The organism is Sphingobium chungbukense (genome assembly GCF_001005725.1).
Taxonomy (GTDB): domain Bacteria; phylum Pseudomonadota; class Alphaproteobacteria; order Sphingomonadales; family Sphingomonadaceae; genus Sphingobium; species Sphingobium chungbukense.
In genome coordinates this window covers 1,092,109-1,115,547 of the sequence record NZ_LBIC01000001.1, presented here as the reverse complement: position 1 = coordinate 1,115,547, position 23,439 = coordinate 1,092,109, and the positions used below count along the sequence as shown (strand labels likewise).

General features: G+C 58.5%; 21 protein-coding genes, 1 tRNA gene and 2 pseudogenes. 8 read left to right on the top strand and 16 right to left on the bottom strand.

Going from position 1 to position 23,439, the window contains the following annotated elements; all coding sequences use genetic code 11:
- Nucleotides 1–2: 2 nt before the first annotated feature.
- The 11 genes and pseudogenes from YP76_RS05605 to YP76_RS27595 all read right to left on the bottom strand — a co-directional run bounded on the left by YP76_RS05605 (nt 3) and on the right by YP76_RS27595 (nt 11,305).
- Nucleotides 3–689 carry an HAD family hydrolase gene (locus YP76_RS05605; RefSeq protein WP_046762513.1) on the bottom strand — a complete coding sequence of 229 codons (687 nt, stop codon included), beginning with the start codon at nt 687–689 and terminating at the stop codon, nt 3–5.
- Nucleotides 686–2,524 (bottom strand): thiamine pyrophosphate-binding protein, encoded by a 1,839-nt coding sequence (locus YP76_RS05600; protein WP_046762668.1) that lies wholly within the window; start codon nt 2,522–2,524, stop codon nt 686–688. The genes YP76_RS05605 and YP76_RS05600 overlap by 4 nt, the downstream gene beginning before the upstream one ends.
- A 70-nt stretch (nt 2,525–2,594) precedes the next feature.
- Nucleotides 2,595–3,707: an N-acetylneuraminate synthase family protein gene (locus YP76_RS05595; protein ID WP_157035666.1), complete on the bottom strand. Its 1,113-nt coding sequence runs from the start codon at nt 3,705–3,707 to the stop codon at nt 2,595–2,597.
- A 41-nt stretch (nt 3,708–3,748) separates the two neighbouring features.
- On the bottom strand, nt 3,749–5,116 hold the full coding sequence (rfbH, locus tag YP76_RS05590; protein ID WP_232307453.1) for a lipopolysaccharide biosynthesis protein RfbH: 1,368 nt from the start codon (nt 5,114–5,116) through the stop codon (nt 3,749–3,751).
- Entirely contained in the window at nt 5,113–6,192 is a 1,080-nt protein-coding gene (rfbG, locus tag YP76_RS05585; RefSeq protein ID WP_046762511.1) for a CDP-glucose 4,6-dehydratase, read from the bottom strand. Before rfbG ends, rfbH begins: the two co-directional genes overlap by 4 nt.
- Nucleotides 6,189–6,956, bottom strand: a complete 768-nt coding sequence (rfbF, locus tag YP76_RS05580; RefSeq protein WP_046762510.1) for a glucose-1-phosphate cytidylyltransferase — start codon at nt 6,954–6,956, stop codon at nt 6,189–6,191. Before rfbF ends, rfbG begins: the two co-directional genes overlap by 4 nt.
- Nucleotides 6,957–7,066: 110 nt before the next feature.
- Entirely contained in the window at nt 7,067–8,719 is a 1,653-nt protein-coding gene (locus YP76_RS05575; protein WP_198147426.1) for a hypothetical protein, read from the bottom strand.
- A gap of 200 nt (nt 8,720–8,919) precedes the next feature.
- Nucleotides 8,920–9,441: a transposase gene (locus YP76_RS27605; protein WP_198147425.1), complete on the bottom strand. Its 522-nt coding sequence runs from the start codon at nt 9,439–9,441 to the stop codon at nt 8,920–8,922.
- A gap of 136 nt (nt 9,442–9,577) precedes the next feature.
- A complete protein-coding gene (locus YP76_RS29220; protein ID WP_232307462.1) occupies nt 9,578–9,688 on the bottom strand; it encodes a transposase in 111 nt (36 codons plus the stop codon).
- A 42-nt stretch (nt 9,689–9,730) separates the two neighbouring features.
- Nucleotides 9,731–9,890: pseudogene (locus tag YP76_RS28570) on the bottom strand (IS3 family transposase); the annotation flags it as partial.
- A gap of 47 nt (nt 9,891–9,937) precedes the next feature.
- Nucleotides 9,938–11,305 (bottom strand): hypothetical protein, encoded by a 1,368-nt coding sequence (locus YP76_RS27595; protein WP_157035663.1) that lies wholly within the window; start codon nt 11,303–11,305, stop codon nt 9,938–9,940.
- A 430-nt stretch (nt 11,306–11,735) separates the two neighbouring features.
- On the opposite strand from YP76_RS27595, the gene YP76_RS05560 reads away from it, so the two are divergent.
- The 3 genes from YP76_RS05560 (at nt 11,736) to YP76_RS05550 (ending at nt 14,926) form a co-directional block, all read left to right on the top strand.
- Nucleotides 11,736–11,963 carry a helix-turn-helix transcriptional regulator gene (locus YP76_RS05560; RefSeq protein ID WP_408640422.1) on the top strand — a complete coding sequence of 76 codons (228 nt, stop codon included), beginning with the start codon at nt 11,736–11,738 and terminating at the stop codon, nt 11,961–11,963.
- A 517-nt stretch (nt 11,964–12,480) separates the two neighbouring features.
- Complete coding sequence (locus YP76_RS26875) at nt 12,481–13,269, top strand: tyrosine-type recombinase/integrase (RefSeq protein WP_232307452.1); 789 nt, start codon at nt 12,481–12,483, stop codon at nt 13,267–13,269.
- A 211-nt stretch (nt 13,270–13,480) separates the two neighbouring features.
- Entirely contained in the window at nt 13,481–14,926 is a 1,446-nt protein-coding gene (locus tag YP76_RS05550; RefSeq protein ID WP_232307451.1) for a hypothetical protein, read from the top strand.
- Here YP76_RS05550 and YP76_RS05545 read toward each other — a convergent pair.
- Nucleotides 14,900–15,625 carry a class I SAM-dependent methyltransferase gene (locus YP76_RS05545; RefSeq protein WP_046762507.1) on the bottom strand — a complete coding sequence of 242 codons (726 nt, stop codon included), beginning with the start codon at nt 15,623–15,625 and terminating at the stop codon, nt 14,900–14,902. The two genes, YP76_RS05550 and YP76_RS05545, sit on opposite strands and share 27 nt — an antisense overlap.
- Nucleotides 15,598–16,620 (bottom strand): glycosyltransferase family 2 protein, encoded by a 1,023-nt coding sequence (locus YP76_RS05540; RefSeq protein ID WP_046762506.1) that lies wholly within the window; start codon nt 16,618–16,620, stop codon nt 15,598–15,600. The genes YP76_RS05545 and YP76_RS05540 overlap by 28 nt, the downstream gene beginning before the upstream one ends.
- Before the next feature lie 51 nt (nt 16,621–16,671).
- On the opposite strand from YP76_RS05540, the gene YP76_RS05535 reads away from it, so the two are divergent.
- Complete coding sequence (locus tag YP76_RS05535) at nt 16,672–18,303, top strand: integral membrane-like protein (protein WP_232307450.1); 1,632 nt, start codon at nt 16,672–16,674, stop codon at nt 18,301–18,303.
- Nucleotides 18,304–18,312: 9 nt separating this feature from the next.
- On the opposite strand, the pseudogene YP76_RS28565 reads toward YP76_RS05535, so the two are convergent.
- A pseudogene (locus tag YP76_RS28565) lies at nt 18,313–18,701 on the bottom strand (transposase); the annotation flags it as partial.
- 145 nt (nt 18,702–18,846) lie between these two features.
- Here YP76_RS28565 and YP76_RS05525 point away from each other — a divergent pair.
- From YP76_RS05525 to YP76_RS05520, 3 genes are all read left to right on the top strand, one after another.
- Nucleotides 18,847–20,700 (top strand): HipA domain-containing protein, encoded by a 1,854-nt coding sequence (locus tag YP76_RS05525; protein WP_046762504.1) that lies wholly within the window; start codon nt 18,847–18,849, stop codon nt 20,698–20,700.
- Between the two features lie 351 nt (nt 20,701–21,051).
- On the top strand, nt 21,052–21,186 hold the full coding sequence (locus YP76_RS29020) for a hypothetical protein (RefSeq protein ID WP_269748614.1): 135 nt from the start codon (nt 21,052–21,054) through the stop codon (nt 21,184–21,186).
- A 62-nt stretch (nt 21,187–21,248) separates the two neighbouring features.
- Nucleotides 21,249–21,569, top strand: coding sequence for a type II toxin-antitoxin system death-on-curing family toxin (locus YP76_RS05520; protein ID WP_052757310.1), 321 nt, complete (start codon nt 21,249–21,251; stop codon nt 21,567–21,569).
- A 197-nt stretch (nt 21,570–21,766) separates the two neighbouring features.
- Here the strand turns inward: YP76_RS05520 and YP76_RS26860 are convergent, their stop codons facing one another.
- On the bottom strand, nt 21,767–22,672 hold the full coding sequence (locus tag YP76_RS26860; protein ID WP_198147424.1) for a tyrosine-type recombinase/integrase: 906 nt from the start codon (nt 22,670–22,672) through the stop codon (nt 21,767–21,769).
- A gap of 132 nt (nt 22,673–22,804) precedes the next feature.
- Between YP76_RS26860 and YP76_RS05510 the strand changes: the two genes are divergently transcribed.
- Nucleotides 22,805–23,002, top strand: a complete 198-nt coding sequence (locus YP76_RS05510) for a hypothetical protein (RefSeq protein WP_084733025.1) — start codon at nt 22,805–22,807, stop codon at nt 23,000–23,002.
- A gap of 332 nt (nt 23,003–23,334) precedes the next feature.
- Here YP76_RS05510 and YP76_RS05505 read toward each other — a convergent pair.
- Nucleotides 23,335–23,409: transfer RNA gene (locus tag YP76_RS05505), tRNA-Val, on the bottom strand.
- Nucleotides 23,410–23,439 lie beyond the last annotated feature (30 nt).

Below are 23,439 nucleotides of genomic sequence, written 5' to 3'. Positions count from 1 at the left end.
TTCTAGGCGACCCCACGCGCGGACTGCAAAGGTTCCCGTTCTTCCTTCAAGAACTGGACGAGCTCGGAAAACCGACTGAACTGCTCGCATTGGTCAGCAGCGAACTGATCGGTTGCATAGCCGTAGGTGACAAAGGCGAAGCGCACACCTGTCGCCCTGGCCAGTGCATGATCGATCTCGCTGTCGCCGACATAGAGGCATTCCGCTGGCGTTGTGCCTAACCCGGCCATGACAAGTTCCATCAAATCGGGCGCCGGCTTGGCCATTCGATCAGGGGAACTGCCGACGATGACGGGAAAATGCGAGGTCAGCTCCAGATCGCCTATGACCTTCTCGCAAAGCTGTTGCGGCTTGTTGGAGCAGATAGCTAGCCTGTATCCATGAGCCGTGAGCTGTTTTACGCCCTCAGCGACCCCTTCATACAAGGATTCAAACGGAGTCTTGTACAGTGCGTAGCGCGCGCGAAAATCGACAACCTCCTGCCGGAGGTCACCACATTCCTGGGCGAGTACCCCGCCGACTAGTGCCGGGCCGCCCAGGCTTGCGAATTGCCGGATTTCGGTAAGTCCGACATGGCGGGCGCTGCCACGCTCGCACAGCATTTCGTTCAGAATTTCCACGAAAACGGGCGCGCTGTCGATGAGCGTGCCGTCGAGGTCAAATATGATGTTTTGTACAGGGCTCATCATTCGGGCACTCGCATGGCTTCCACCAGTTCGTCCCGAGGAAGAAACGGTGCGAGATCGTGAAGCGGCGCGGTGACCATGCTGCCGTCCTCAAGGCGTCGCGACGAAACCTTCGGAGCGAAATTCTGTTCTTTGTCGATAAAGATTTCGCAGATTGCCGCACCGGGTGCAGCAAGGGTGTCAGCGATGGCACGCACCATATCTTCATGCTCGGACGTTCGCGTGTAGGCAAAGCCGAAGGCCTGCGCCACTTTGCCGAAGTCAGGGAAAGTAACCCCTGAATCAGGGCCGCAGCCGACGGAGTGACCGTCGAAATAGGCCTGCTGCGTTTGCCGGATCGAGTGATAGCCGGAATTGTTGTAGAGAAAAATCTTGGCCGGGATGCCTTGACCGATGATCGTCTGTAACTCCTGCAAATTCTGCATGATGCTTCCGTCGCCGGCGAGGCAGATGACCCGCTTCGCGGTGGGAGGCATCGCATGCCAGGCACCGATTGTGGCGGGCAAATCATAGCCCATCGAGGCCGCGCCTGAATTAGAATAAAGGCGCTGACCCTTTTTGAGCTTCGCCGCCTGCACTGTGACGACTGCGGCGGTGGCATCGGCCATTACAATGACTTCGTCCGGCTCAAGCGCTTCGAACAGGCGTTCGGTGAAGCAATAGGGATTTACGACCCCTTGCGTCTGCCAATATTCGGGGAGAACAGCCGGATAGCGCCGCCGTCTTTCCATGGCCCAGTCGACATAGGTACGATGGGCGGGAGGCGCCTCATATCCGTCGAGCACCTTGATCATGGCAGGGACGAAGGTCCGCAGATCGGCATGAATGGGCATGTCGATCGAAATGGTCGGCTTGAACAGTTCTGGCGCATCGACATCGACCATGATCTTCTTCGCGTCTGGCGCGAAGCCGGCATAGTTGTAGCTGATCTGGCGGATATTGAGGCGACAGCCCAGAACCAGCAGCAGATCGCTGCATTGGACGGCGAAGTTGCCGGATCGGTCACCGACGGTTCCGGGTCGTCCGACATAGAGAGGGTGATCGTCAGGAACGAGATCCTGGGCATTCCAGGCCGGAGCGACGGCGATACCTAGCTTGTCGGCCAGTTCAAGGAAGGGTTCATGCACGCCGGCGATGCGAATACCGGCGCCTGGCATCAAGACCGGGCGACGTGCCTCGCGAATGGCGGAAACGACCTGCTGTGCGGCACGATCCAGATCGGTGCCCGTTAGCCAGCCATATTCACCAGGAACGGCAAATTTGTGCCCGTAGCCTTCCGCCACGGGATCAAAACCGCGCAACTGTGCCGGATCAATCAGCGCCGATTGAATATCAATGGGAATGTCGAGCCATACCGGGCCGGGGCGGCCGCTCTGGGCAAGCCAAAGCGCCTTTTCCAGCAGGTAACGGATGTCGAGGGGGCTTGAAACCGCGACCGCGAATTTGGTGATGGACTTCACCATGTCGGTTATATCGGCCTCCTGATCGCCCAGCTGGCGCACGAGGACCGTGGCGTTATGCCGCAGCGTTTCCCGTTTCACCTGCCCTGACAGCACGATCATAGGAATGGAATCGGTATAGGCGCCATGGACGCCGTTCAGCGCATTGATTCCGCCAGGACCCGTGGTCACATTGACCGCCGCCATCCGGCCAGAAAGGCGAGCATAGCTTTCGGCGGCCATGGCCGCCGCCTGCTCATGATGGCAACAGACATAATGCAACCCTTCGGCGCGACCAAGGGCGTCGTTGAGATGCATGGCGCCGCCTCCGGTCAGCATGAAAACATGGCGCACGCCATGCTCAGCGATGCGACGAGCCACATAATCCGCCAGCCGCATCCGGACGCTGGCCGCGTTGCTCGACTCTTGCCGCACTTCGAATTCGCTTGATCGCCCCATGTCGTTCATCTCAGGAAGCGATTGCGGTGCGCGCGGTCGAGGTGTCGAGTCCGCGATCCAGGATCAGGGATACGAGCGCCGGATCACGAAGCGCCGGCGCATCTATGCTCTGAACGTCAAGCGGGGCATTGGCCACGATGGGAGCAGTCAAGCGCTCGCCCCCGATGAATTCGCGGGTGGAGAGCTGCCCCTTGAGCAGAGGAACGGCGAAAAACACGTCATCAGCCGTCAGCACTTCCCCGACGGAAAGATCACGCTTCGCGTAAACGCCCCGCACCAGTGCATCGAGATAGCGGCGCTCGCCCTCCGGTACGGCCCGCCGTTCGGCGGAACCACCACCACACATTTCCTGCGCCTTCTTCATGGCGCGAAACCAGATATTGGCCTGTTCGGGCTTGGTGCAATAGGGGCTGACCGGTAAGCCTTCATAGTCGATGTCGATATGACGCTCAAAAGTGCGGGCACCCTTGCCGTAGGCGATCAGCGTGGAATCCCACCAATCCCGATATTCATGGGTCGAATATCCGATCACGATGCCGGGATAGCGTGCCTTCAGGAAATCGATCTGATCAAGCTCGAGGTCGCCATCTTCGGAGGGGTAGAGCGACACGCAATGATTGAGCGCGAAGGGTATGTTGCGCGAGGTGAAGAAGGCGACGAGCTCGTCGATATGCTCCAGGCTGGCGCCGCCCGTCGAAGCGATCACGGGGAGTCCGGTCGAGGCCATCTTCTGCAATAGGGTCTTGTCGCGAACGTCCGAGCTGGCGATCTTGAGAATTTCCACGCCAAACTCGACGCATTTGTCGACGGAGACTTCGTCGAACGGAGTGACCATCGTGATCATGCCGCAGTCGCGGACCGTCTCCACCATCAGCCGCAGATTTTCCCACGGCATCTGAGTATCGAGTGTCTTCTTGATGTAGCGGATATCGGCCCGATCGCGGAAATCGGGATGGACGAAATTATCGACATCCCGAAACTGCAGCTTGATCGCGGCGTGCACATTGTTGAATTTCACCACGCGAGCGAAATCGCGGATGATCTTCAACCCCCGTTCAAGCTTGCCCCAGTGATTATTGGCCAGTTCAAGTACGAACAGGTCATTGAAAATGGACTCAGTCACGAAAATTCCCCCGCCCCAAGCGGCTGGTGCAGTCGCAAGGCTTACTTATTAACATAGTTCCTTAAAAAACCCTCTACGGTTTCAGCCACATATTCCAGGTGGAGTTCGCCTAGTCCCGGATAAAGGCCGATCCAAAAGGTGCTTTCGGTCACGAAATTCGCATTATCGAGAGAGCCGACGACGCGATAATTGCGCCCGCGCATATAAGGTTGGCGAATGAGATTGCCACCGAACAGGAGCCGCGTGCCGATGCGGTGCGCATCTAGGTGCCGCACCAATTCATCGCGTGCAAATGGGGCTCCCTTACGGATGGTGATCGGATATCCGAACCAGGAAGGCTCGCTGTTGGGCGTGACCTCCGGCAGGATGAGTGCCTCTTCAAAAGGCTTCAGAAGCTCTGTCAGCAAATCGAAATTGCGCCGTCGGGCCGCTATGAAACCCTCAAGGCGGTCAAGCTGGGCAAAGCCGACGGCCGCCTGCATGTCGGTAATCTTCAGATTATAACCGCAATGGCTGTATGTATATTTATGATCATAGCCCATCGGCAGATCACCAAGCTTGCGGCAGAAGCGCTTGCCGCATGTGTTGTCCATACCTGGGGCGCACCAGCAATCCCGCCCCCAATCGCGCATCGATTCGATAACGCGCTTCAGCCGTGGCTTGTCCGTGAAGACCGCGCCCCCTTCGCCCATGGTGATGTGATGGGCGGGATAGAAACTCAACGTGCCAATGTCGCCGAAAGTGCCAACATTCTGCCCGCCATAGGTAGCACCGAGCGCATCGCAGCAATCTTCGACGACCCAGAGATCATATTTCTCGGCGACCCGCATCACCTCTCCCAGATCGAAGGGATTGCCGAGCGTGTGGGCGATCATGATGGCGCGCGTCCGGTTGGACACCGCGGCCTCGATCGCGTCAGGCTTGATATTGTAGGTCGGGATATCAACGTCGACGAAGACAGGAACCAGCCCATATTGCAGTGCAGGATTTACGGTGGTCGGAAAACCAGTTGCGACTGTAATCACCTCGTCGCCGGGTTTGAGCGCATCTCCCCTGAGATAGTGAGAGCAGAGCGATGATAGTGCCAACAGATTGGCCGACGAACCGGAATTGGTCGTCAGCGCATGCTGGACGCCAATGCGTGCCGCAAGCTTTTCCTCGAATGCGGCGTTGAAGCGGCCGGTCGTCAGCCAGAAATCCAGCGATGAATCGACGAGAGCCTGCATGTCTTCCGCACCATAAACCTTGCCGGAAACCGGCACAGGGCTTTCGCCGGGAACGAAGGTCTGCGGAGCATGGTGGCGGCGGGCATATTCCCCAACAAGATCCAGGATAAGATGGCGCAGCTGCGCCTCGTCCGACTGTTCGGCCAAGGCCTGCAGTTGGGAAGCTCCAGGTATATCGTTCACGCCCATTGGTCCTCGCCCGTCCGCACAGTTCTGCGCGCCATATATTCGTCAATTTGAAGCAGGCTGATTTCGCGGGCATCTCCCCCGCGCGCCACGTCCTTATGCCAATCCACTATTTTGGTTAATGCTCCGTTTAGGCTAATATTTGGCTTCCAGCCTAGTTCGCTGCGCGCTTTGCTCGAATCCAGTCTCAGCATGGCCGCTTCATGCGGTTGAGGAGTGGAGGGTTGATCCCATCCGCTTGGCGAACCCCAAGCGGCAAGCATCTGTTCGACGATCCAGCTCACAGGACGGGCATCATCGTCGGAAGGGCCGAAATTCCAGGCCGTCGCCATATCGTCCCGGCCCTCGAGCAACCGCCTTCCGATCGCGAGATAGCCGGACAATGCCTCCAGGACATGTTGCCAAGGCCGGACCGAAGCAGGATTGCGGATCATCGGCCGTTCGCCTGCGCTCAGCGCACGGATGATGTCCGGAATAAGGCGATCCTCCGCCCAGTCGCCGCCGCCGATCACGTTGCCGGCGCGCGCAGAAGCGATCTTTGGCCCGCCAGGGTAGGAGCGCCGATATGCTGCGATGGCGAGTTCCGCAGCTCCCTTACTGCTGCTGTATGGATCGTAGCCGCCCATCGGATCATTTTCGCGATAGGGCCAAATCCATTCGCGATTCTCATAACATTTGTCGGTCGTGACGCAGATTACGGCTCGGACGCTATCGCTGGTGCGACAGGCTTCGAGTATATGCACCGTGCCCATAACGTTGGTCGCGTAAGTTTCGACCGGATTGGCGTAGGAATAGCGCACCAGAGGCTGAGCAGCGAGGTGAAACACGATCTCCGGACGCGCAGCTTCGACCGCTTCCGATACCGTTTGCATGTCGCGGATGTCGCCCTCCACATGGTCCACAAGATCGCGAAGATGCGTTTGCTCGAAGAAGCTTGGCTGGGTGGGGGGCGGCAGCGACAAGCCGGTGACGTGCGCGCCCAACTGATGCAACCAGAGCGAAAGCCATCCGCCCTTGAAGCCGGTATGGCCGGTGACCAGCGCGCGCCGGCCCGTCCAGGAAAAGGCGTTCACCAGCTTTTCCAAGGCGCACCCTGCTGCCAGAGCGATTCCAGGTACAGCTTGTCCCGAAGCGTATCCATCGGGTGCCAAAAGCCATCATGGCGATAGGCAGCCAACTCACCGGTGGCCGCAAGCTGCTCCAGCGGCTTCTGTTCCCAGATAGTCTCTGGGCCGTCGATCAGTTCAATCACGGAGCGATCAGCGACGAAGAAGCCGCCGTTGATCAGGCCGCCGTCTCCGGCTGGCTTCTCCCGGAAACTGCGGACAAACTCACCTTCAAATTCGATGGCGCCGAATCTGCCCGGAGGCGCAACTGCGGTGATCGTGGCGCTTTTCCCATGGCTGTGGTGGAAGGCGATGAGATTGGCGATATCAATATCGGCCACGCCATCACCATAAGTGAAGCAGAAGGGCTGTCCTTCGACAAGGTGATTTGCGATGGCCTTGAGGCGGCCGCCTGTCTGGGTGTCAGCGCCGGTGTCGACGAGCGTGATCCGCCAAGGCTCGCTCCAGTTCTGATGAACCTCGACGCTATTGTTTTTAAGGTCGATCGTTACGTCAGCGGTATGAAGGAAGTAATTGGCGAAATACTCCTTGATCATGTAGCCTTTATAGCCAAGGCAGACGATGAAATCGTTCACGCCCGCCGCCGAATAGATTTTCATGATGTGCCAGATGATCGGCATTCCGCCGATTTCTACCATGGGTTTTGGACGAATGGACGTTTCCTCGCCCAAGCGGGTGCCCAATCCACCCGCAAGAATGACTGCTTGCATCTACCCACCCCCAGGGACGCCGCTCTTACATCCGATCCCATCTTGAGCGACTTTCGCTCACTCTACTCTAGATTTCACTAGCGCGGCGTTAAGATTGCCGCCACCAAAATCTATTTGCCCTTATTGGCGAAGCGGCTGACCTCCCAGGGACGTTCCCAACATTGCGCGCTTTCATGGCTGACCATGGTCGAGAGTTGAGGTCTTATGATGGAAGGTATCGCATCAATCGCGGTAAAATAGGTTGCCCGGCTGGCATGTTTCGGCAGATCTACATTTTGGTATATGGACGTTGCCAGGTTGCAGTGCACAGGTGGCGAGGGCTTGTGCATGAGCGCTCTTACGATTTCAAACCCGCCCGTGATGGACCCTATCATGAGTATGACAGCCATTACCCCCGCAGGACGATGATAACTGCGGTCAGCTTCGGCTCGATCAAAAGCCCTTGCGACCTGAAAGGACAGGATCGCGAGCGCAGGAATGGAAACCCGCATGGTGAAATCCATCCCCTCGCCCAATTGCCCCCAAGGAAGCAGCAGCAGGCAAACGGCAACGAGCAGTAAGGTGGCACGTTCCCCAGTGCTCGTGCGGCCAATCAACGCGGCCCCCACCACAAAAGGAATGACCTCAAGCAGCTCAAAAATGACGTAGAGTATGGGCGGTAGCGGCATGAAATGCAGACCCACCTCGCCGCTGCCCGCACCTAGATACAGGATGGCGGGCAATGTCAGCGCCGTGGTCATTCCCGGAAGCAGAATGTCACCTGCCTTGAGATCGCGCTTCCAAAGTGTCACGATACCGGCGTAGGCTGCGAACGGCAGGGTGCCCATCACGCCGAGGGGCGACATTAGCATCAAAAGCGGCACCGGCGCATACATTTGCCCCAACGAAATCCGCTTTTCCCTCCAGAGAAGAAACAGCACCGCACCAAACCAGCCTGAAAGGGCATGCATAGGAACCCAAAATGCCTGGGTGATATGTGAGGAATATTGGGTGAATGCCCAGCGTTCAATATGATCTGGAAACGGATAGCCATAGATATGCGCGTGCAGCCATTGTCCAATGACATCCATTCCGCTGAAAAAAACCGTGATGACAAGGCCACGGATACGCGCGCGCGATGTTGTGAAGAGCGTTGATCCCAGCCCTAAAAGCAGCGTCAAAAGCAAACTGTTCTGGACAAGAAGCGCAAGGTCAGCTCCCGTAGAACCAAGCGCCTTGCCCGCCACTGCAGGTAGCAAATACATACCCAGCGGGGCACGTAAAAGTTCGACCTGACTGTCGAACCTGTAGGCAAACGGCCATGGGTAGACGATGAGGTCGCGCAAAACGGAATCGCGTACTTGCCAGTCCGCATTGGCATAGAAAAAGCGGCCCTCACCGCCGAGGACGAAAATCACAATGGCCACGCACGCTAGCAGCAATATTCTGCGCAGGCATGGTCCCTGCCGATCCACCTCTGGCGTTGCATGGGCATGGGGCGGCGACGTTCTTGCAAGGGCCCAAGCGACGATTCCGACGAGCATAGTGGCGATTGCGTAGAACCAGCCAGGCACAAAGTTCAAAAATCGCCAAAGTAGTATATTTTGTAGCGCCAGTATCGCGAGAACCGCAGAAAGAATCGGTCCCGGTCCTATTTTCAATGAGCCGAGGCGGGCCAGGGATGACTGCGGCGACGCCCCCAAGTCGCCGTTCCCCGGAAATAGCCGGTTGAGAGCAAATGCACCCGTCCATTTGCCAATTGCGGTATTATCATCGATCCACACGTTTCCCCGCTCCGCAGCCCCGCCTCCCTGCTTAGGCGTTAATGAGCCTCGTGGCATCCTTTGCCATGTTCTAGGCTGCCACTCAACTTTGATGTCAGGGGTTTATGAGACCTGTTCGGGGGTGAGCGTAACACTCTGAAATCACCTGAATGTTCGCCGTGGGTTCTCGATCTGGTCTATGCTTTGCAGGCGAAGGGATATCATGCGGGAACGTAGAGGATATTCATTGTGCGCTTGAGGTTATAGGCGATGGCGGTGAGGTGAACTTGGACGGCGGCTTTGGCGAGACCTCGCCATCGCATTCGGCGCAGGCCGTAGCATCGCTTCCATGTCCCGAAGATCTTCTCGATCCGACCGCCCACGCGATGGTTCGGTTGTTTCCATTCATGGAGCTCGCGCAGCGGTTCGGCTTCATCGTGGCCCCACATGCCAGTGGCGACGATCCGGGGAATGCTGCCCTTTGCCCGCACGGCATCGCGAAAGTGATAGCCGCGGTACGCGCTGTCGGCAAACACCTCGCCCGGGTTCTCGGGCAGCGCATCGGGACCTGCTTTCCCATCATTGATATTCGCCGACGTGATCGACACTTCCTCGACCAGCGCCGTATCAGCATCGGTGCCGATATGGGCGTTGAAGCCGCGAACAGCCTGCTTTCCCTTATGCTTGACCCAGCGCGCCTCCTCCTCCTCCTCCTCCGGTTGCCGAAGCAATGATGGTGGCATCGACCAGTGTCCCTGTCTTGACCGTTACCGCCTTTGATCTGAGCTGCATGGTCACGGCTTCAAACAGCGTTCGGTCCAGCTGATCGGCAACCAGTAGTCTGCGAAGCCTGAAGAAGGCGGTACGTTCAGTGTTGCTTCATTCGGCAAACCCGCAGAACGGGCGAAAGGAGGCTCGATCATCGGGCGCCTCAGCCAGTTTTATTCCGGACAGATAATACCAGATCGACAGCAGCAGGGCCTTCAACATCGCCAGCGGCGGCCAGGAAGGTTGGCCCTTGGCGGCCGAGACGCGCCGCCAGCGGCGCAGCGTCTCGGTCGTGCAGTCAATCTTCCCTGCGATCGAGGTCATCGCTGCCCACTCAGAGGGGCAGTCCCCTCGGTGCTCCTCCACCATCCGTACCGCACGGGGCGCGAAACTCAGGCGAAAACTTGTTCCTTGTAGCGCTCATCATAGCTCCTTCTCACAGATAGGAGCCTTCGGAAAACCCGGGACGCTTCATCTTTCATTGCTCAAATCTGTCCGCAAAGGATGAACATTGAAACACGGCGGGGCCAGCTTGCCGCTTTTGGGATCTCCGAAACGGTAGATGTAATATGGAATGCTATCATAGCCCGCATCGACGTGCACGATGGCCTCGCGATCCAATTCAACACTGGAAAGTAAATAAAATCCACCCTGCCTTTCTCGTTGAGCGAGCCACTGCGATAGGGTGGATGGGTCGTTCAACACATGTGGAAAGTTCCAGCGCGTGAATGTTGATGAGCAGTCGGCCCCGACGCGCTGAAACGGCAGATCCAGTTCGGCAAACACTGCTTGCGGCACAGATTGCGGCGCTCCAACCCAAGGAGCATTTTCCAACCCCTTCTGGCGGATGATTGATGCCATTTTCGGTGCCGAATCGAACGGAAGGAGGAAATTCAATGTCGCTGTCGCTACGCCCAGACACGCAAGGCCTACGATCCAGACACGCATCAAGGTCGTCATTTCTCGCCGCAACGTCAGTGCGAGAAACAAAACCAAAATGATCATCAAATGGCGAAGCAAAAGTGGATATATCAAAATAGAAAATAAAAATGTTATAAATAAAAATACAAAAAATGATAACCTCTCAAAAAAATGCAATTGATGGTAAAATAAATATAGCAAAATGGGTATCAGGAATGCATTAATAGAGTAAAATGCATTCCATCTTGGCTGAAATGGGAAAATTAATTGTCCCGTCCGCGCAGACCAGCCAATGACATCCCAGTAAAGGCTCGATGGATGGAGTGCTGGAACAATATCACTTGGCGGAATGACCGATATCGCTGCGACTACGCCTGAAATGAACCAAGGAACAATACGCCAATTAAATATTTCTCGCCACCTAATTGACAAAAACACGATAGAAACCAAACCAAATAAGAAATCAGTAAGTGGCAATAGTCCGATCAGGACCCAAAATGCGCGATTATTCCAAAATCGAACAACCGCAAAAATGATCATTATGCCCAGACTTCCGCTACGAGAAATCGTATTGAACTCAAACAGTATTGGTTCAGACAGAAGCACGCACACACGTAACCAAAGAGGTTGATTTGTAAAACTGAAAACAATAAATATTGTTATCAATGCACAAAGGGTTACAGCTATTTTTAAAGCTAAATCGCTCCCTGCAGCGAACGCAATGACACGAAGAAAAATATACCAAAGCGGCGGGTGTCCTTCATATCGCAAATGCTCCGCCAAAGATGCCAAGGTTGGGCTCGATGCAGCGATTTGGAGCGCCTGCCACTCATCCTGCCAAGCGACATGAGACCAAATCAGTGAAAGCTGCAGTACCACAATGAAACTACATGCAAGCCAATCTTCCTTGAGCTTCATTTTTCCTCACCACAGCGCAAAACACGAGCATTAGTAATGAATCTAATCTATACGACAAATCAACAGGCGTATTGAGTTAGCCCCGGCTTATTCAACGGCAGGGGATATGGGGATGGGGGCCGTCAAATCCCTTCGCCGTCCAGATATCCCAAAATGGCTGTGCGCCGCATCTGGGACCCAATCCGAATCAGGAAGACTTCCCACTGGTCTTCCCCACTGCGGTCCGGCCACTTTCGGATCTCAAAAAGTCTCAGTCGCGGGGCCGTGAAAGCCGCTGCCCCGGGCCAGAAAAAATTTTCTACGCATAGTCTATCCCGATGGACCGACATGGACGTCCAGGCCGCATTGAGTCCCAAACGCTGATTCTCATGATCTTGACGCGGCAGAAAGCTCCCACAATTCTTTGTTGGGGGCGTAAACGATGACAGTAATGGAGAATATCATGAACGCGCAATCATTGGATCCCATATTACGACTCAACACGGTCCTTGATCGCACCGGCCTCAGTCGCGCGACGCTCTATCGCAAGATCCGAGCCGGAACCTTTCCGAAACAAATCCGCATCGCCACCAGCGGCAAAGGTTGGCAGGAATCCGCCGTCCAGGATTGGCAGCGCAACCCTATGTTTTGGAGCGCCAACGACACCTCCCCGAGTTGATCATGGTGCAGTGCGCGCACTCTTCATCATGGCAGAGCCGCTTCTACTTCGTCGCCTCCGAAGCGATGAACCACCTCCGCACGACTGAACGGAACAATAAAGGCGGCGGCAATCAAGCAGTCTGCTCCAACATGTCGACGAAAAATCCTATAAAACCGGAAGCCGGCCCCGCCAATGCAACAACGCCGCATGGGCTGCCAACGTCTGGTATGGTGCAGATTGTATCGCCTGAACGTCGCACGACCATCGTGCGGCGATCTGCCGAAACCGCGGCAGGCGAGCGTGTAGCCGTCTCCGATTCCGACGGAGGACGGATGTCGCATCGCGCACCCACAGCCGGACGCAGCGATACTCTCCTTACCCCGCGGGAGATCCTGTCGAGGCTCAAGATGACCAGCGCAGATCCCACGAAATGGATGCGACGTACCTTCGCGAAACATGGCGTGCCCTCTGTTCACACGTGCGGAAAAATGCGCGCGACGGAAGCGCAATATCAGCTGCTATTGGAAAGAATCACATGCTCTCCGCCCGCCGCCGTGGGAAGAACGGCAACAAACGGGTCGGTGAGATGTCGCTGCGGGAACCCAAGCAGGCGTGGGAGCGGTTTCGGCGGGCCTATTTGAGCGGTCATGCACCTGCCGGCCAGGATCGCTACAGGGCCGTGTTCCAGGCGGCGGTCAATATCTATCGCGAACTGCATGATCTTCCTCCGTTCAGGATCAAGGCGATACCGTTCGACAATGAGCGGGTGCGCTTCCTGACAAAGGACGACCGCGACCGCCTGATCGCGGCCTACGCGTCGCATATCCAGCCGGTCATCATCATGCTGGCCTTTCACGGTCCGCGCATCCAGACCGCCTTGCAACTGCCCTGGGGCGTCAAGGGCGTCGATATGGAGCGGGAAGCCATCCTGCTCAACCATACGAAAAACGCGATGATCCAGTCAGTCCCGATGCATCCGCGCGTCAAGGAGGTGCTGTTGCCGATCTGGGAGAAGCGGGGGAAGCCGATGAACGGCCATGTATTCCTCAACCGCTTCGGCGAACCCTATAAGGACACGCGGCTTGGCACCATACCGGGAAGCAATCCACTGAAGACCCAGCACAAGACGGCCTGCAAGCGGGCCGCCATCGACGATTTCACCGTTCATGACTGGCGCCACCATTGGGCGTCACACTGCGTGATGGCCAGCATCGACCTCATCACTATCATGCACATGGGCGGCTGGAAGTCTCTCAAAACGGTCCAGCGCTACGCCAGCGTGGGCACCGGCCACATGCGGGAGTCGATCAACAGGCTGAACTGAACGCGCATTTTTCCCTCACCGCTCTTTGCCATCTGGCGCCGGTCCTCTATCGACCTTGGCGGGCAATTCTTTAAGGACCTGGGAAATGGGGGAGACATCCATCTCGGCCGGCCATGTCGGACCATCCACTGGCGCCGCTTCCACGGTCTCGGGAAATCGGCCCTCTATTTTGATAGCGCCACGCTGGATTTGGGCGTCTCTTGCCGCCTGGTTGGGCGGAAGTCAGCTGCTGCTATGGCGGTTTCTCGATACCGCGCCCGCCTGGGCCTACATCCTTGGCGGATTGATCGTCGGCGGGCTTTGCTTTTTCACGATCAAGATCTTCAAGGATAGCCGCGATATTACCCTCGCCACCTTGCTGACCTGTTTCCTGGTTGCGCTGGGCCTGTTGGTGCTGAGCGGCGAGGGGCGGTTCTTCTACGCCAATGTGGATTGGCAGGTGCGCTTTGCCGTGCTGCGGGACATGGGCATCAACCCCTGGCCATTCGTCTACACGGCGCGCTCCGAGCCCGACCTGCTGCGCGCGCCGATCGGCATGTTCCTGGCACCCGCACTGGTCTTCAAGTTGCTTGGCCCAAGAGCGGCGGATATTGCCCTGCTGGCACAGAATACGACGCTCGTTGCGCTCCTGCTCGCCCTGGGAAGCCAGTTGTTCGCAGACCAGCGCTCGCGCCTGATCGGCCTGGCGATATTCGTCCTGTTTTCCGGCATGGATGCGATTGGCGACCTGCTCATGCAGGGAATGCTCACCGGTCACCTGGAAGATTGGGCCGAAATCCAATATTCCTCGACCATCACCCTGCTGTTCTGGGTGCCGCAGCACGCGATCGCCGGTTGGGTGGGCGCGGTCGGCTATATGTTGTGGCGGGAGGGCCGCGTGCCCCTCGCGCCATGGCTGGCGCTGCTGCCGCTGACGGCGCTCTGGTCGCCGCTGGGGCTGATGGGAGCCATGCCCTTTGTCGCGCTGGCGGGATTACGAACGCTGATCGCGAGGACGCTTCGATTGCGCGACGTCCTGGTCCCCGCGGCATCGCTTCTCCTTTGCCTGCCATCGCTCATCTATCTGGGCGCAGCATCGGATGACGTCGGATTCCATTTTCAGCCGATCCCCTTCGTCCAGTGGCTGCTGTTCCAAACTTTTGAAACGCTTCCTTATCTGATTCCTCTGGCGATCGCCGGACGATCGACGCGATTCGGGCGCGATAGCCTGTGGCTGGCCTTTGCCTGGCTGATGCTCATCCCCTTCGTGCAGATTGGCTGGTCGACCGACTTCATGATGCGTGGCTCGATCACGGCCTTGGCTCTGGTCACGGTGATGGTCAGCGATCATGTCGTACAACGGGGCGAGAGGTGGCGCTGGTTCATGGTGGTGCTTGCCATTGGCAGCCTGACGGGCCTTGCCGAGATCCGGCGCGCATTACTCTATCCCGCCGCACCCGAAGTGCGCTGCACCTTCTTCAAGGCATGGGATCAAACCTTCGCAGCCTTTCCCAAGGGATCCTATCTGGCCCCTGTCGATAAGCTTCCCTCGCTCATCCGCCCTTCCCATCCGGCCCGCGCCTCGGCGAGCGAACCGGCCCGCTGCTGGGATGGCACCTGGAGGCTGCCCTACGATCCACGCAACGCGCCATCAGACCGAGAGAATGGCGTAAAGTGAAAGGCCCATGGGGAAGGGAAGGCGGCCGAGCAGATGCCGCTCCGCCGCGAACACGCGCTGAAGCGCGGCATTGACGAGCGGTGACGGGCGCGCGTCGAGGGGCGTGTCACGGCGCAACAACTGATGAGCGAAGCGCTGCGCTACCGCGAGCGGGAAAAGCAGGCTGTTGAAATGGCCTGAGACTTCAACCTTCAACCCCGCTGCGCGGACCACTTCCAGCAGGCCATCATGCGTGTAACGGCGCTTGTGGTGGTGCAGCACGTCATGATCCGACCAGAGCCAGGGCGCAGCCGGGACGGTGAGCAACAGCCGCCCCTTGGGCGCCAGCCGCGTACCCAGAGCGCGCAGCGACGCTTCATCCTCGTCGATATGCTCCAGCACATCGAGCAGCGCGATCAGGTCGTAACGGGTTTCGCCGAAACCGATCGCGTCGGGCAGGGCGCCTGCCTCCACCCGGCACAGACCTCGCGCGGCGGCCAAGGCGCGGGCGTTCGCATCATATTCCATGGCATCGAGCGCGCCATATTGCGCCAGCAGCGCAAGGTTGCCGCCTGTGCCGCAGCCCGCTTCAAGAATATGAGCGTCAGCAGGTAGCGGAACATGGGTTCGGACCAGGCTTTCGATGATGGCGCGACGCGCGACAAACCACCAATGATCCTGCTCCTGCGCGCTCATGCTCGCATAGGCTGATCGATCCATTCGTCCTCTTCCTTGGCTTGGGGCTGGATGGCAGGCGGCACTGTCGGCTCGCTTTCCTCAGCCACGACATAAAGCGGCCGATTGCGCACCTCCTGCGCGACGCGGCCCAGATATTCTCCGATGATGCCAAGGCTCATCAGGTTGAGGCCGCCCAGCATGAGCACGGCAACCATGATCGAGGCATAGCCCGGCGTATCCACTCCGGTCAGCAGCGTGTGCAGCACCAGGAAGGCGGCATAGGCAAAGGCCATCAGCGCGATGCTGCCGCCGATATAGGACCATATGCGCAGTGGTATGGTCGTCGAGGCGGTGATGCCGTCCACGGCGAGCGACCAGAGCTTGCTCACGCGCCACTTGCTGCTCCCGGCCTCGCGAGGAGCGCGTTCATAATCGACAGTGGCGATGCGAAAACCGACCCAGGAGAAAAGGCCCTTGGTAAAGCGAGCCTGTTCGCCGAGTTGTTTGATGACGTCCACTGCCTGCCGGTCAAGCAGCCGGAAATCACCAACATTTTCAGGGATGGGATGATCGGAAAGGCGGTTGATGAGGCGATAGAATCCTTGCGCGCTCCAGCGCTTGAACCAGTCGTCGCTGGACCGGTCTGCGCGGCGCGCATTGACCACCTTCGCCCCCGCCAACCAATGGCGGACCATGGCGACGATGACTTCCGGCGGATCTTGCAGGTCGACGTCGATCGGGATGACCGCGTCTCCCCTCGCTCGGTCGATCCCGGCAGCCAATGCCGCTTCCTTGCCGAAATTGCGCGACAGGGTGATGTGGCGGATATCGGGGTCCAGACGGGCGAGGATCGTCAATATGTCGTCGGTGCGGTCAGTGCTGCCATCATTGATGAACAGAAATTCGGCTCGAGCGTCCGGTCCGATGAGCTGAAGCGCTCGGGCGACCGCGGGACGCGCTGCATCCAGGAATAGCGAAATGCTCTCCTGTTCATTGAAGACCGGAATGACGATCGACAACAAAGATGGTGTAGCCATTCCTTTTGAGCCCCCAATGCGGGCCGGTGCCCCATGCCGATATCAGCGAAAATGGTTAACAAAGCCTCACCCGCGTCGGGGTACGGCAGCGCCGGTGGGAAGGTCAGCATAATCTTTACCATTTTCGGCGATCAGGCTGCGATGGATGAAACGGCGACGATGGCGCGGATGACCACTCAAAACAGCCTGCGTCAGGTCGGCCCCCTCGCGCTTATGGCGACACTCCTGCTGCTGCCGACCTTTCTGCTGGGCCCGGGCGATTCCCATTCCGTTACCTACAATTATGTCTGGACGAGTCAGTTCGGGACGGAGATGGCGAAGGGAAATCTCTATCCACGCTGGCTACCGGACAGTTTCGAAGGACTGGGTAGTCCTGCCTTCTATTTCTATCCGCCCATCGCCTTCTGGATAGCCGGCGCGTTCGATGCTGGCGGCCTGTCCACGCTCGCCGCTATCAACATGGCCGCGTTCCTGACGCTGCTGCTGTCAGGCATTGCCATGTATCATTGGCTTTCCGCACGCGGCACCTATCCGCTTGCCGGGGCGATCCTCTATATGGCCGCGCCCTATCACCTGATGGACTTCTATGTCCGGGGCGCTCTGGCGGAATTTACCGCCTTCATATGGTATCCCCTCATTGCGCTAGCCATAACCCGCCTTCCCGAGCGCAGGGGCGTCATCCTGCTGGCGCTCGCCTATGCAGGACTCGTGCTGACCCATTTGCCCATGGCGATGCTCACCGGCTTCTTCCTGATCGCTCCGCTGGGCCTGCATAGAATCCTGGCAGACCGGCGCGCCTTTTGGTTCTTGGCAGTTAGTGGCGCGCTCGCCATTGGTCTTGCGGCCTTCTATCTGCTCCCGGCCCTGACGATGCAGGGCCATATTTCCTCGCAACTGCTATGGGGACCCTGGTATCGGCCATCTTCTTGGGGGCTGCTGGCGGACGGCCCCCTCCTCCAGATGCTGCCCATTCCGGTGTTGATCGCTGGCCTTGCGCTGCTGTCGCTGTCGGCACGTTCCATCTGGACCGTCATAAGCCTTTTGGCCGCGCTGGCCGCGCTCGGCCTCATCCCCTTCCTCTGGGACATTCCCCCCTTTGCTCAGGCGCAATTTCCCTGGCGGTTGCTGGGCCTCATCGAATTTGCCGCCATAACGGCCATTCTGAGCTGCCGTCCACAACCGATCCTGTTGGGATTGGGATTGGCGCTTGTGGCCTTTTCCTATGTCCGATGGACAGCCGAAGCGGCGGAATATCTGATCAAGCCAGTGCCCTACGCCATGATCAGGCGTGATCTGCCCGATGCCGTGGAATATCTGCCTGCCGGCTTCAACACAAATCGCATAACCGACTTTGAACGGAAGCCCAACCTCACCGAATGGCGCGACATCAGGCCGGGGAACGAGGTGGTGGCAGCGACGCCAGGCGAGGTGACAATGCGCCGCGCCGCTTTCCCGATCTGGCGCGTCATGCAGGGCGATGAGGTTGTGCATTACAAGGGACCCGTCATCCACTTCCAAGCACGGCGGGGCCACTATCGAATAGAGCGTGTCACTATATGGCAGGAATGGGTTGGCCTGCTTGTCAGCTTGGCCAGCCTGTTTCTGCTTGCGGTGATTAAGCCACAGGGGGGTGTCGGTCCGCCCGCTCGGTTCAGCCGGGTTTGGGTTGACCCGGCAAACTGAAAATTCTGATCAAGCGCCCTTCATCACGGCCCCGTCAATCACGACACCATGCTGGACAAACTTCCATAATGCGATGATCAGCTTGCGTGCCAGAGCGACGATGGCAGGTTGCCGACGTCGACAACCTGCGAGGTTGGTCCGACTGTGGAACCATCTGCTCAGCGCAGAGTCCGGTTGATGAAGCAGCCAAAACCAGGACAGCTGGATCATGGCGGTTCGCAGTCTTGGGTTACCGGCTTGTGACACGCCTTGTCCCGATAGGTCGCCCCGCTCTGCCAGGGGGTCGGAACTAGGCCGGCATAGGCAGCCAGTTGGCGCCGATTGTCGAAGTTTCGATAAAGCCCTTCGGACCAGAGGATGTTGGCGAACTCAGGCCCAATGCCGCGTAGTTTCATGAGGCTGGCGAAGCCCGCTGATGCTGGGTGCCCATCGGCGCGTTCCAGTCCGACCTTCGGAATTAACGCGCATTTCAGATGCGAGATAATTCTTGCCCATTGTATCGATCGGTGGGATTATCGCGCATCTGACATGCGAGATAATCATATGACGATCCATCTGGTTGGCGAGACGATCAATGCCAAGCGCGCGCACCAGCGCACGCAAGCCGGCGAGCTCGTCCAGCTCGTGCGGGGCGTATATGTCGATCAAAATGTTGATGCAGACGCCGCCATAATGAACCATGCGATCCGCATCGCTCATTATCTCTATCCCCATGCCTATTTGTCGTCGGCAAGCGCAGTGCTGCTTGCGCCGACACCCGACGGCCGGCTCTTTATCAGCGGCAGGCGCAACCAGCGCACGAGGCTGCGCAGCCTGGAGATCGTCCAGAACGAAGCGCCGCCGCATCCTTCGACCGCGTCAGCGGTAGTCGGTGACGATCTGGGCGAGTTGCGCATCGACGCGTCCTCCCCCCGGCAGCGCTTTCTGGAAGCCTTTCGCCTGCGCAGCGAGCATGCCAGTGCCATTACTGCCGAAATGCGCGTCCAGATGTCTGCGCGCCTCGTCGAGGAGCATGGTACGCCCAAGGATGCTGCCGATGCAGTCTGGGCGCTCGCGCGTGAAAATGGCTGGTATCGCGAAGGCGAAGGTGCGGAACGCTTCTTATTGGCGCAGCCGAGCACATCCAAAGCGCCCGTCAACAAGGCGGCGCTGGATCTGATGATTGCATGGCACGGCGAGCCGCTCGGCCGCCTGACTCATGACGGCTTTGAGTGGCGCTGGCAGCCAGGCCGGCGTTCAGGACCGGCGCTCATCCGGGAGACAACGCCCGGGAAACTTCCGGCATTTGTCGAATCCCTCTTACCGGAAGGCTGGCTCGCCCAGGTGCTTCAAGAGCGCGACGAGCGCGAGGCGTTGAAGCGTGGGCGGCGCTATATGTCGAACATCACCGTGGTCGAGGCCCGCGACGAGCTGGCGGCACTGCCGGCGGACAATCTCACGACGAGGCTGAACGGCTTTATCAACGCAGGCCGCTTCACCGGCCGCTATGATGGCCCGGCGCGCGGCGCGATCGAGGAGAGCTTCGAGCAGAACCTCGCGCGCATATTCGCTCGCGCGGAAACGCCGCGCCTGTCGGGCGTCCAGATCAAGGCGCCCATGCATCTGGCGCCGGATGGCGCACTCCTCCCGGCCATCGATCTGCCATTCACCCATATCCTCAAGCCGGCAGGCACCGCTGGTTTCGAGATGCTGCCGATGGTGGAATGGTTCTGCCTTGAACTAGGCCGAGCCGCCGACTTTGCGGTGCCTGACGTCGTCCTGACGGCGATGCCCGATGGCATGGCCCCAGCGCTCATCGCGGAGCGGTTCGATATCCGCCAGGGACCGGGCGATCAAAGGCGGATCGCGCTTGAGGATTTCTGTTCGATCCTGGATTTGCCCACCTCGGCCAAATATGATGGGACGATAGAGCGGATGGCGCGCGGACTGCGGTCGCTGTCGACCGACCCTGCGGCCGATCTTGACATTCTTTTCCGCCGCGCGGTTTTCGCCTGGCTGATCGCCGATGGCGACATGCACCTCAAAAACCTCGCGCTGCTCAAAATCGCCGAACCGGATGCCAAGGCATTTACCTCGGTTCGTTTCGCTCCGCTTTATGATGCGGTCACGACGCGGGTATTCCCCGGTCTTGGCGGCGATCGCATGGCGCTCAAGCTCAACGGCAAGGACGATCGGCTGATGCGCCGAGATTTCATGACGCTGGCGCGCACGATCGGCCTGCCCCAAAGCGATGCGGAGAGAGCCATTGCCGAATTGACTGGCAGCCTCACACAAGCCGTCGAAACCATCCGCCTACCGGCTTTTGCGGTGGAGGCCGAGGCCGCTGCGACCGCTCAGAGCCAGATATTGGCCATCGTCGGCGAGCGCTGCACTGCGCTTGCCGGCGATGCGGGTTAGCGCTTGCAGGCCGGGCCATGTTGGTTCTCGATGGGGTTCCCTCCGGGAAGCTTCGCTTTGCGCGTATAGTGTTTCCCAAACCGGTTAAGGAAGACATGCTCCTTTGTTAGCCGCCCTCGCCCCACGGCACTGCAACGCGGTCTGAATGCGTTGGGTCCTGGAAGGCGAATAGGATGGGAAAGGGGTGGGCCCATCATTTGGCGAATCGCGGCAGAAAACATACGGGTTTTGAGCGATTTGCGAATTTTGCTGCGCATTTCGGCCGAGTGTTTAAATGGTTTGTTGACCGTCGCGTAAATATACTCACATTAATTGCCGTAGAAACGCAAAGCAGAGAGAAAGGAGCTCGATATGCAATCAGTGCAAAAAACCCGTCGCGCTCCGTTGAAGGCGCGACCTCGCGAGGTGACCGACACCGAGTTCGAGCAGGCTGTTCGTGATTTCAGCGACCGCTACAAGAAGACTCTCGAATACCTTGCCCGTTGAGCCCTTGTGGCTCTCCTACGAGCGCCTTCTAACAGTACATGGCATTCAAATAGAGCGCTGGCGTGCCGGGCGTCAAGGACCGGAAACTAGTTGAAAGCGCCCTGAGTAATCTTCGCAATCTCTTTCATTATGACGATGTCGATGATGTGCTGACACTCGCCGTGCGGCTTTGCTACGCGATAGCGAAGAATCATGGCTTCAATGACGGCAACAAGCGCGCGGCCTTTGCTGGCATGGGCGTCTTCCTCGAACTTAACGGCTTCACAATCGCCATGAACGATGACACGCTTGCGGGTCGGATGGTCGAAGGACTGATCGATGGTTCGATCAGCGAGGAAGAGTTCGCGGACGACATCGCGCCCTGGATCGTCTGCTTGGGCTGACCGAAGCGTCGACACAGCTGGCGCGCTTGTCGAAGCGATGGGACAATGGCTTCGCGCAGGACATTATTTCATTGCCGTGCTTCTTGATTCCGCTGGAAATTGGATCGAGCGAAGCAATTCGCCCCTCGATCCAATCTTCGCACTGGGGCCATTCTCCGGGAATGCCCCCAAAACTCTCTTGGTCCTGACCACCGGCTTCAGCTCAGTTTGTTGATCGATTCTCGCATGTGATCGACGCTGACGCTGGAATAGCGTTGGACCATCCGCAGTGATTTCCAGCCGCCCATGTTCATGATGGTGATGAGGTCGATCCCCGCCATCACGCAATGGGACGCCCAGTGGTGGCGCCAGTCATGGACGGTGAAATCCTCGATCCCCGCGCGCTTGCAGGCGGTTGCATGCTGGTTCTTGATCGGATTGCCGCCGGGAATCTTCGCCTTGCGCGTGTCCTGATAGGGTTTGCCGAACCGGTTGAGGAAGACATGCCCGGTTGTCGGCTGACCTTGCTTCTCCCAGATCGGGCGCAGCACGTCCATGACACGTGGATGCATCGGCACGGATCGGATGATCGCATTCTTTGTGTGATTGAGTCGGATCGAGCCCTCCTTCATATCGACGCCGTTCACGCCCCAGGACAACTGCAACGCGGTCTGGATGCGTGGACCATGGAAGGCGAGCAGTGTGATGATCGGCTGGATGTGTGGCGAGTAGGCCGCGATCAACCGGTCGCGGTCCTCCTTGCTGAGGAAGCGCACCCGTTCATTGTTGAAGGGGATGGCCTTGATCCGCAGGGGCGGGAGGTCGTACAGCTCGTGATGGACATTGATGGCCGCCTGGAACACGGAGCGATAGCGATCTTGGCCCGCCGGATCATGCCCAGTCAGATAGGCGCGGCGAAAATGTTCCCACGCCTGCTTGGGTTCGCGCAGACTGAAGTCTCCGATCAACCCGTTGAGCTTGCCGATGCGCAGGACATCGGACCGGCAGGGTGGCTTCGCCTTGGTCAGGTAGTTGTCGAAGGCCTGGGCTATGGTTCCCTGCGCGATGAGAGCGGCCGGACCGAACATCAGTTGGTGACGCAGCTTCGTCTCATGTTCAGCCATCAGATGGGCTGCGGCGTCGGGGTCGCTCGTTCCTGTGCTGAATTCCTTGACGATGATCTTTTTTTACCGAGGCCAACTGTGCCACGGATGTAATAGATGCCGTGCTTCCCACGGGTACGGATGGAGAGCATCTTGGTTTCCTTTGTATTTGATCGCGGCCTGTACCGGGCAGATTTTTCTGCAGGCGTGAACAAGCAGCGCGTCGTGTTTTATGAAGGTCGGGCGCATTCCGTTGCCCAGGTCGGCGTGAGCTTCATGGCGAACCAGGGCGGAATGTCGCGAGACAGGAAGCAATTGGTCCGCGACCTTGCGGCGGTGCTCGAGCTCTGAGCGAACCGGAGGCTTTTCGCTTGGCATCGGCGCGCTGGCCACTGTCCGGTGTGCCCCGTCGGCCCAGCTTTGGCGGCTTCAGCGAAGCTTTCCTTTTGGCTTTGTTCGCCGCCGCCGAATGATTGTCGACCGCCTCCGTCTGACGGGTTTGAGCCGTGTCCGCGACTCGGGAATTGGCTGCGCTGGCCCAGCATCCGCATGCCCAGAATTTGCCAAGAGAGGGGGGTGATTTGCCCAAAATTTGCCGAAAAGGGCGGCGGCCGGGTTCGACCTGTGCCGGCCTGCCGGCAAACAAAAACCCCGCCAAACCATTGATTTGACGGGGTTTTCGATGGTGGGCGTGGCAAGGATTGAACTTGCGACCCCTGCGATGTCAACACAGTGCTCTACCACTGAGCTACACGCCCACGGTGGAGTGGGCCAATAGCGGGGGGAGG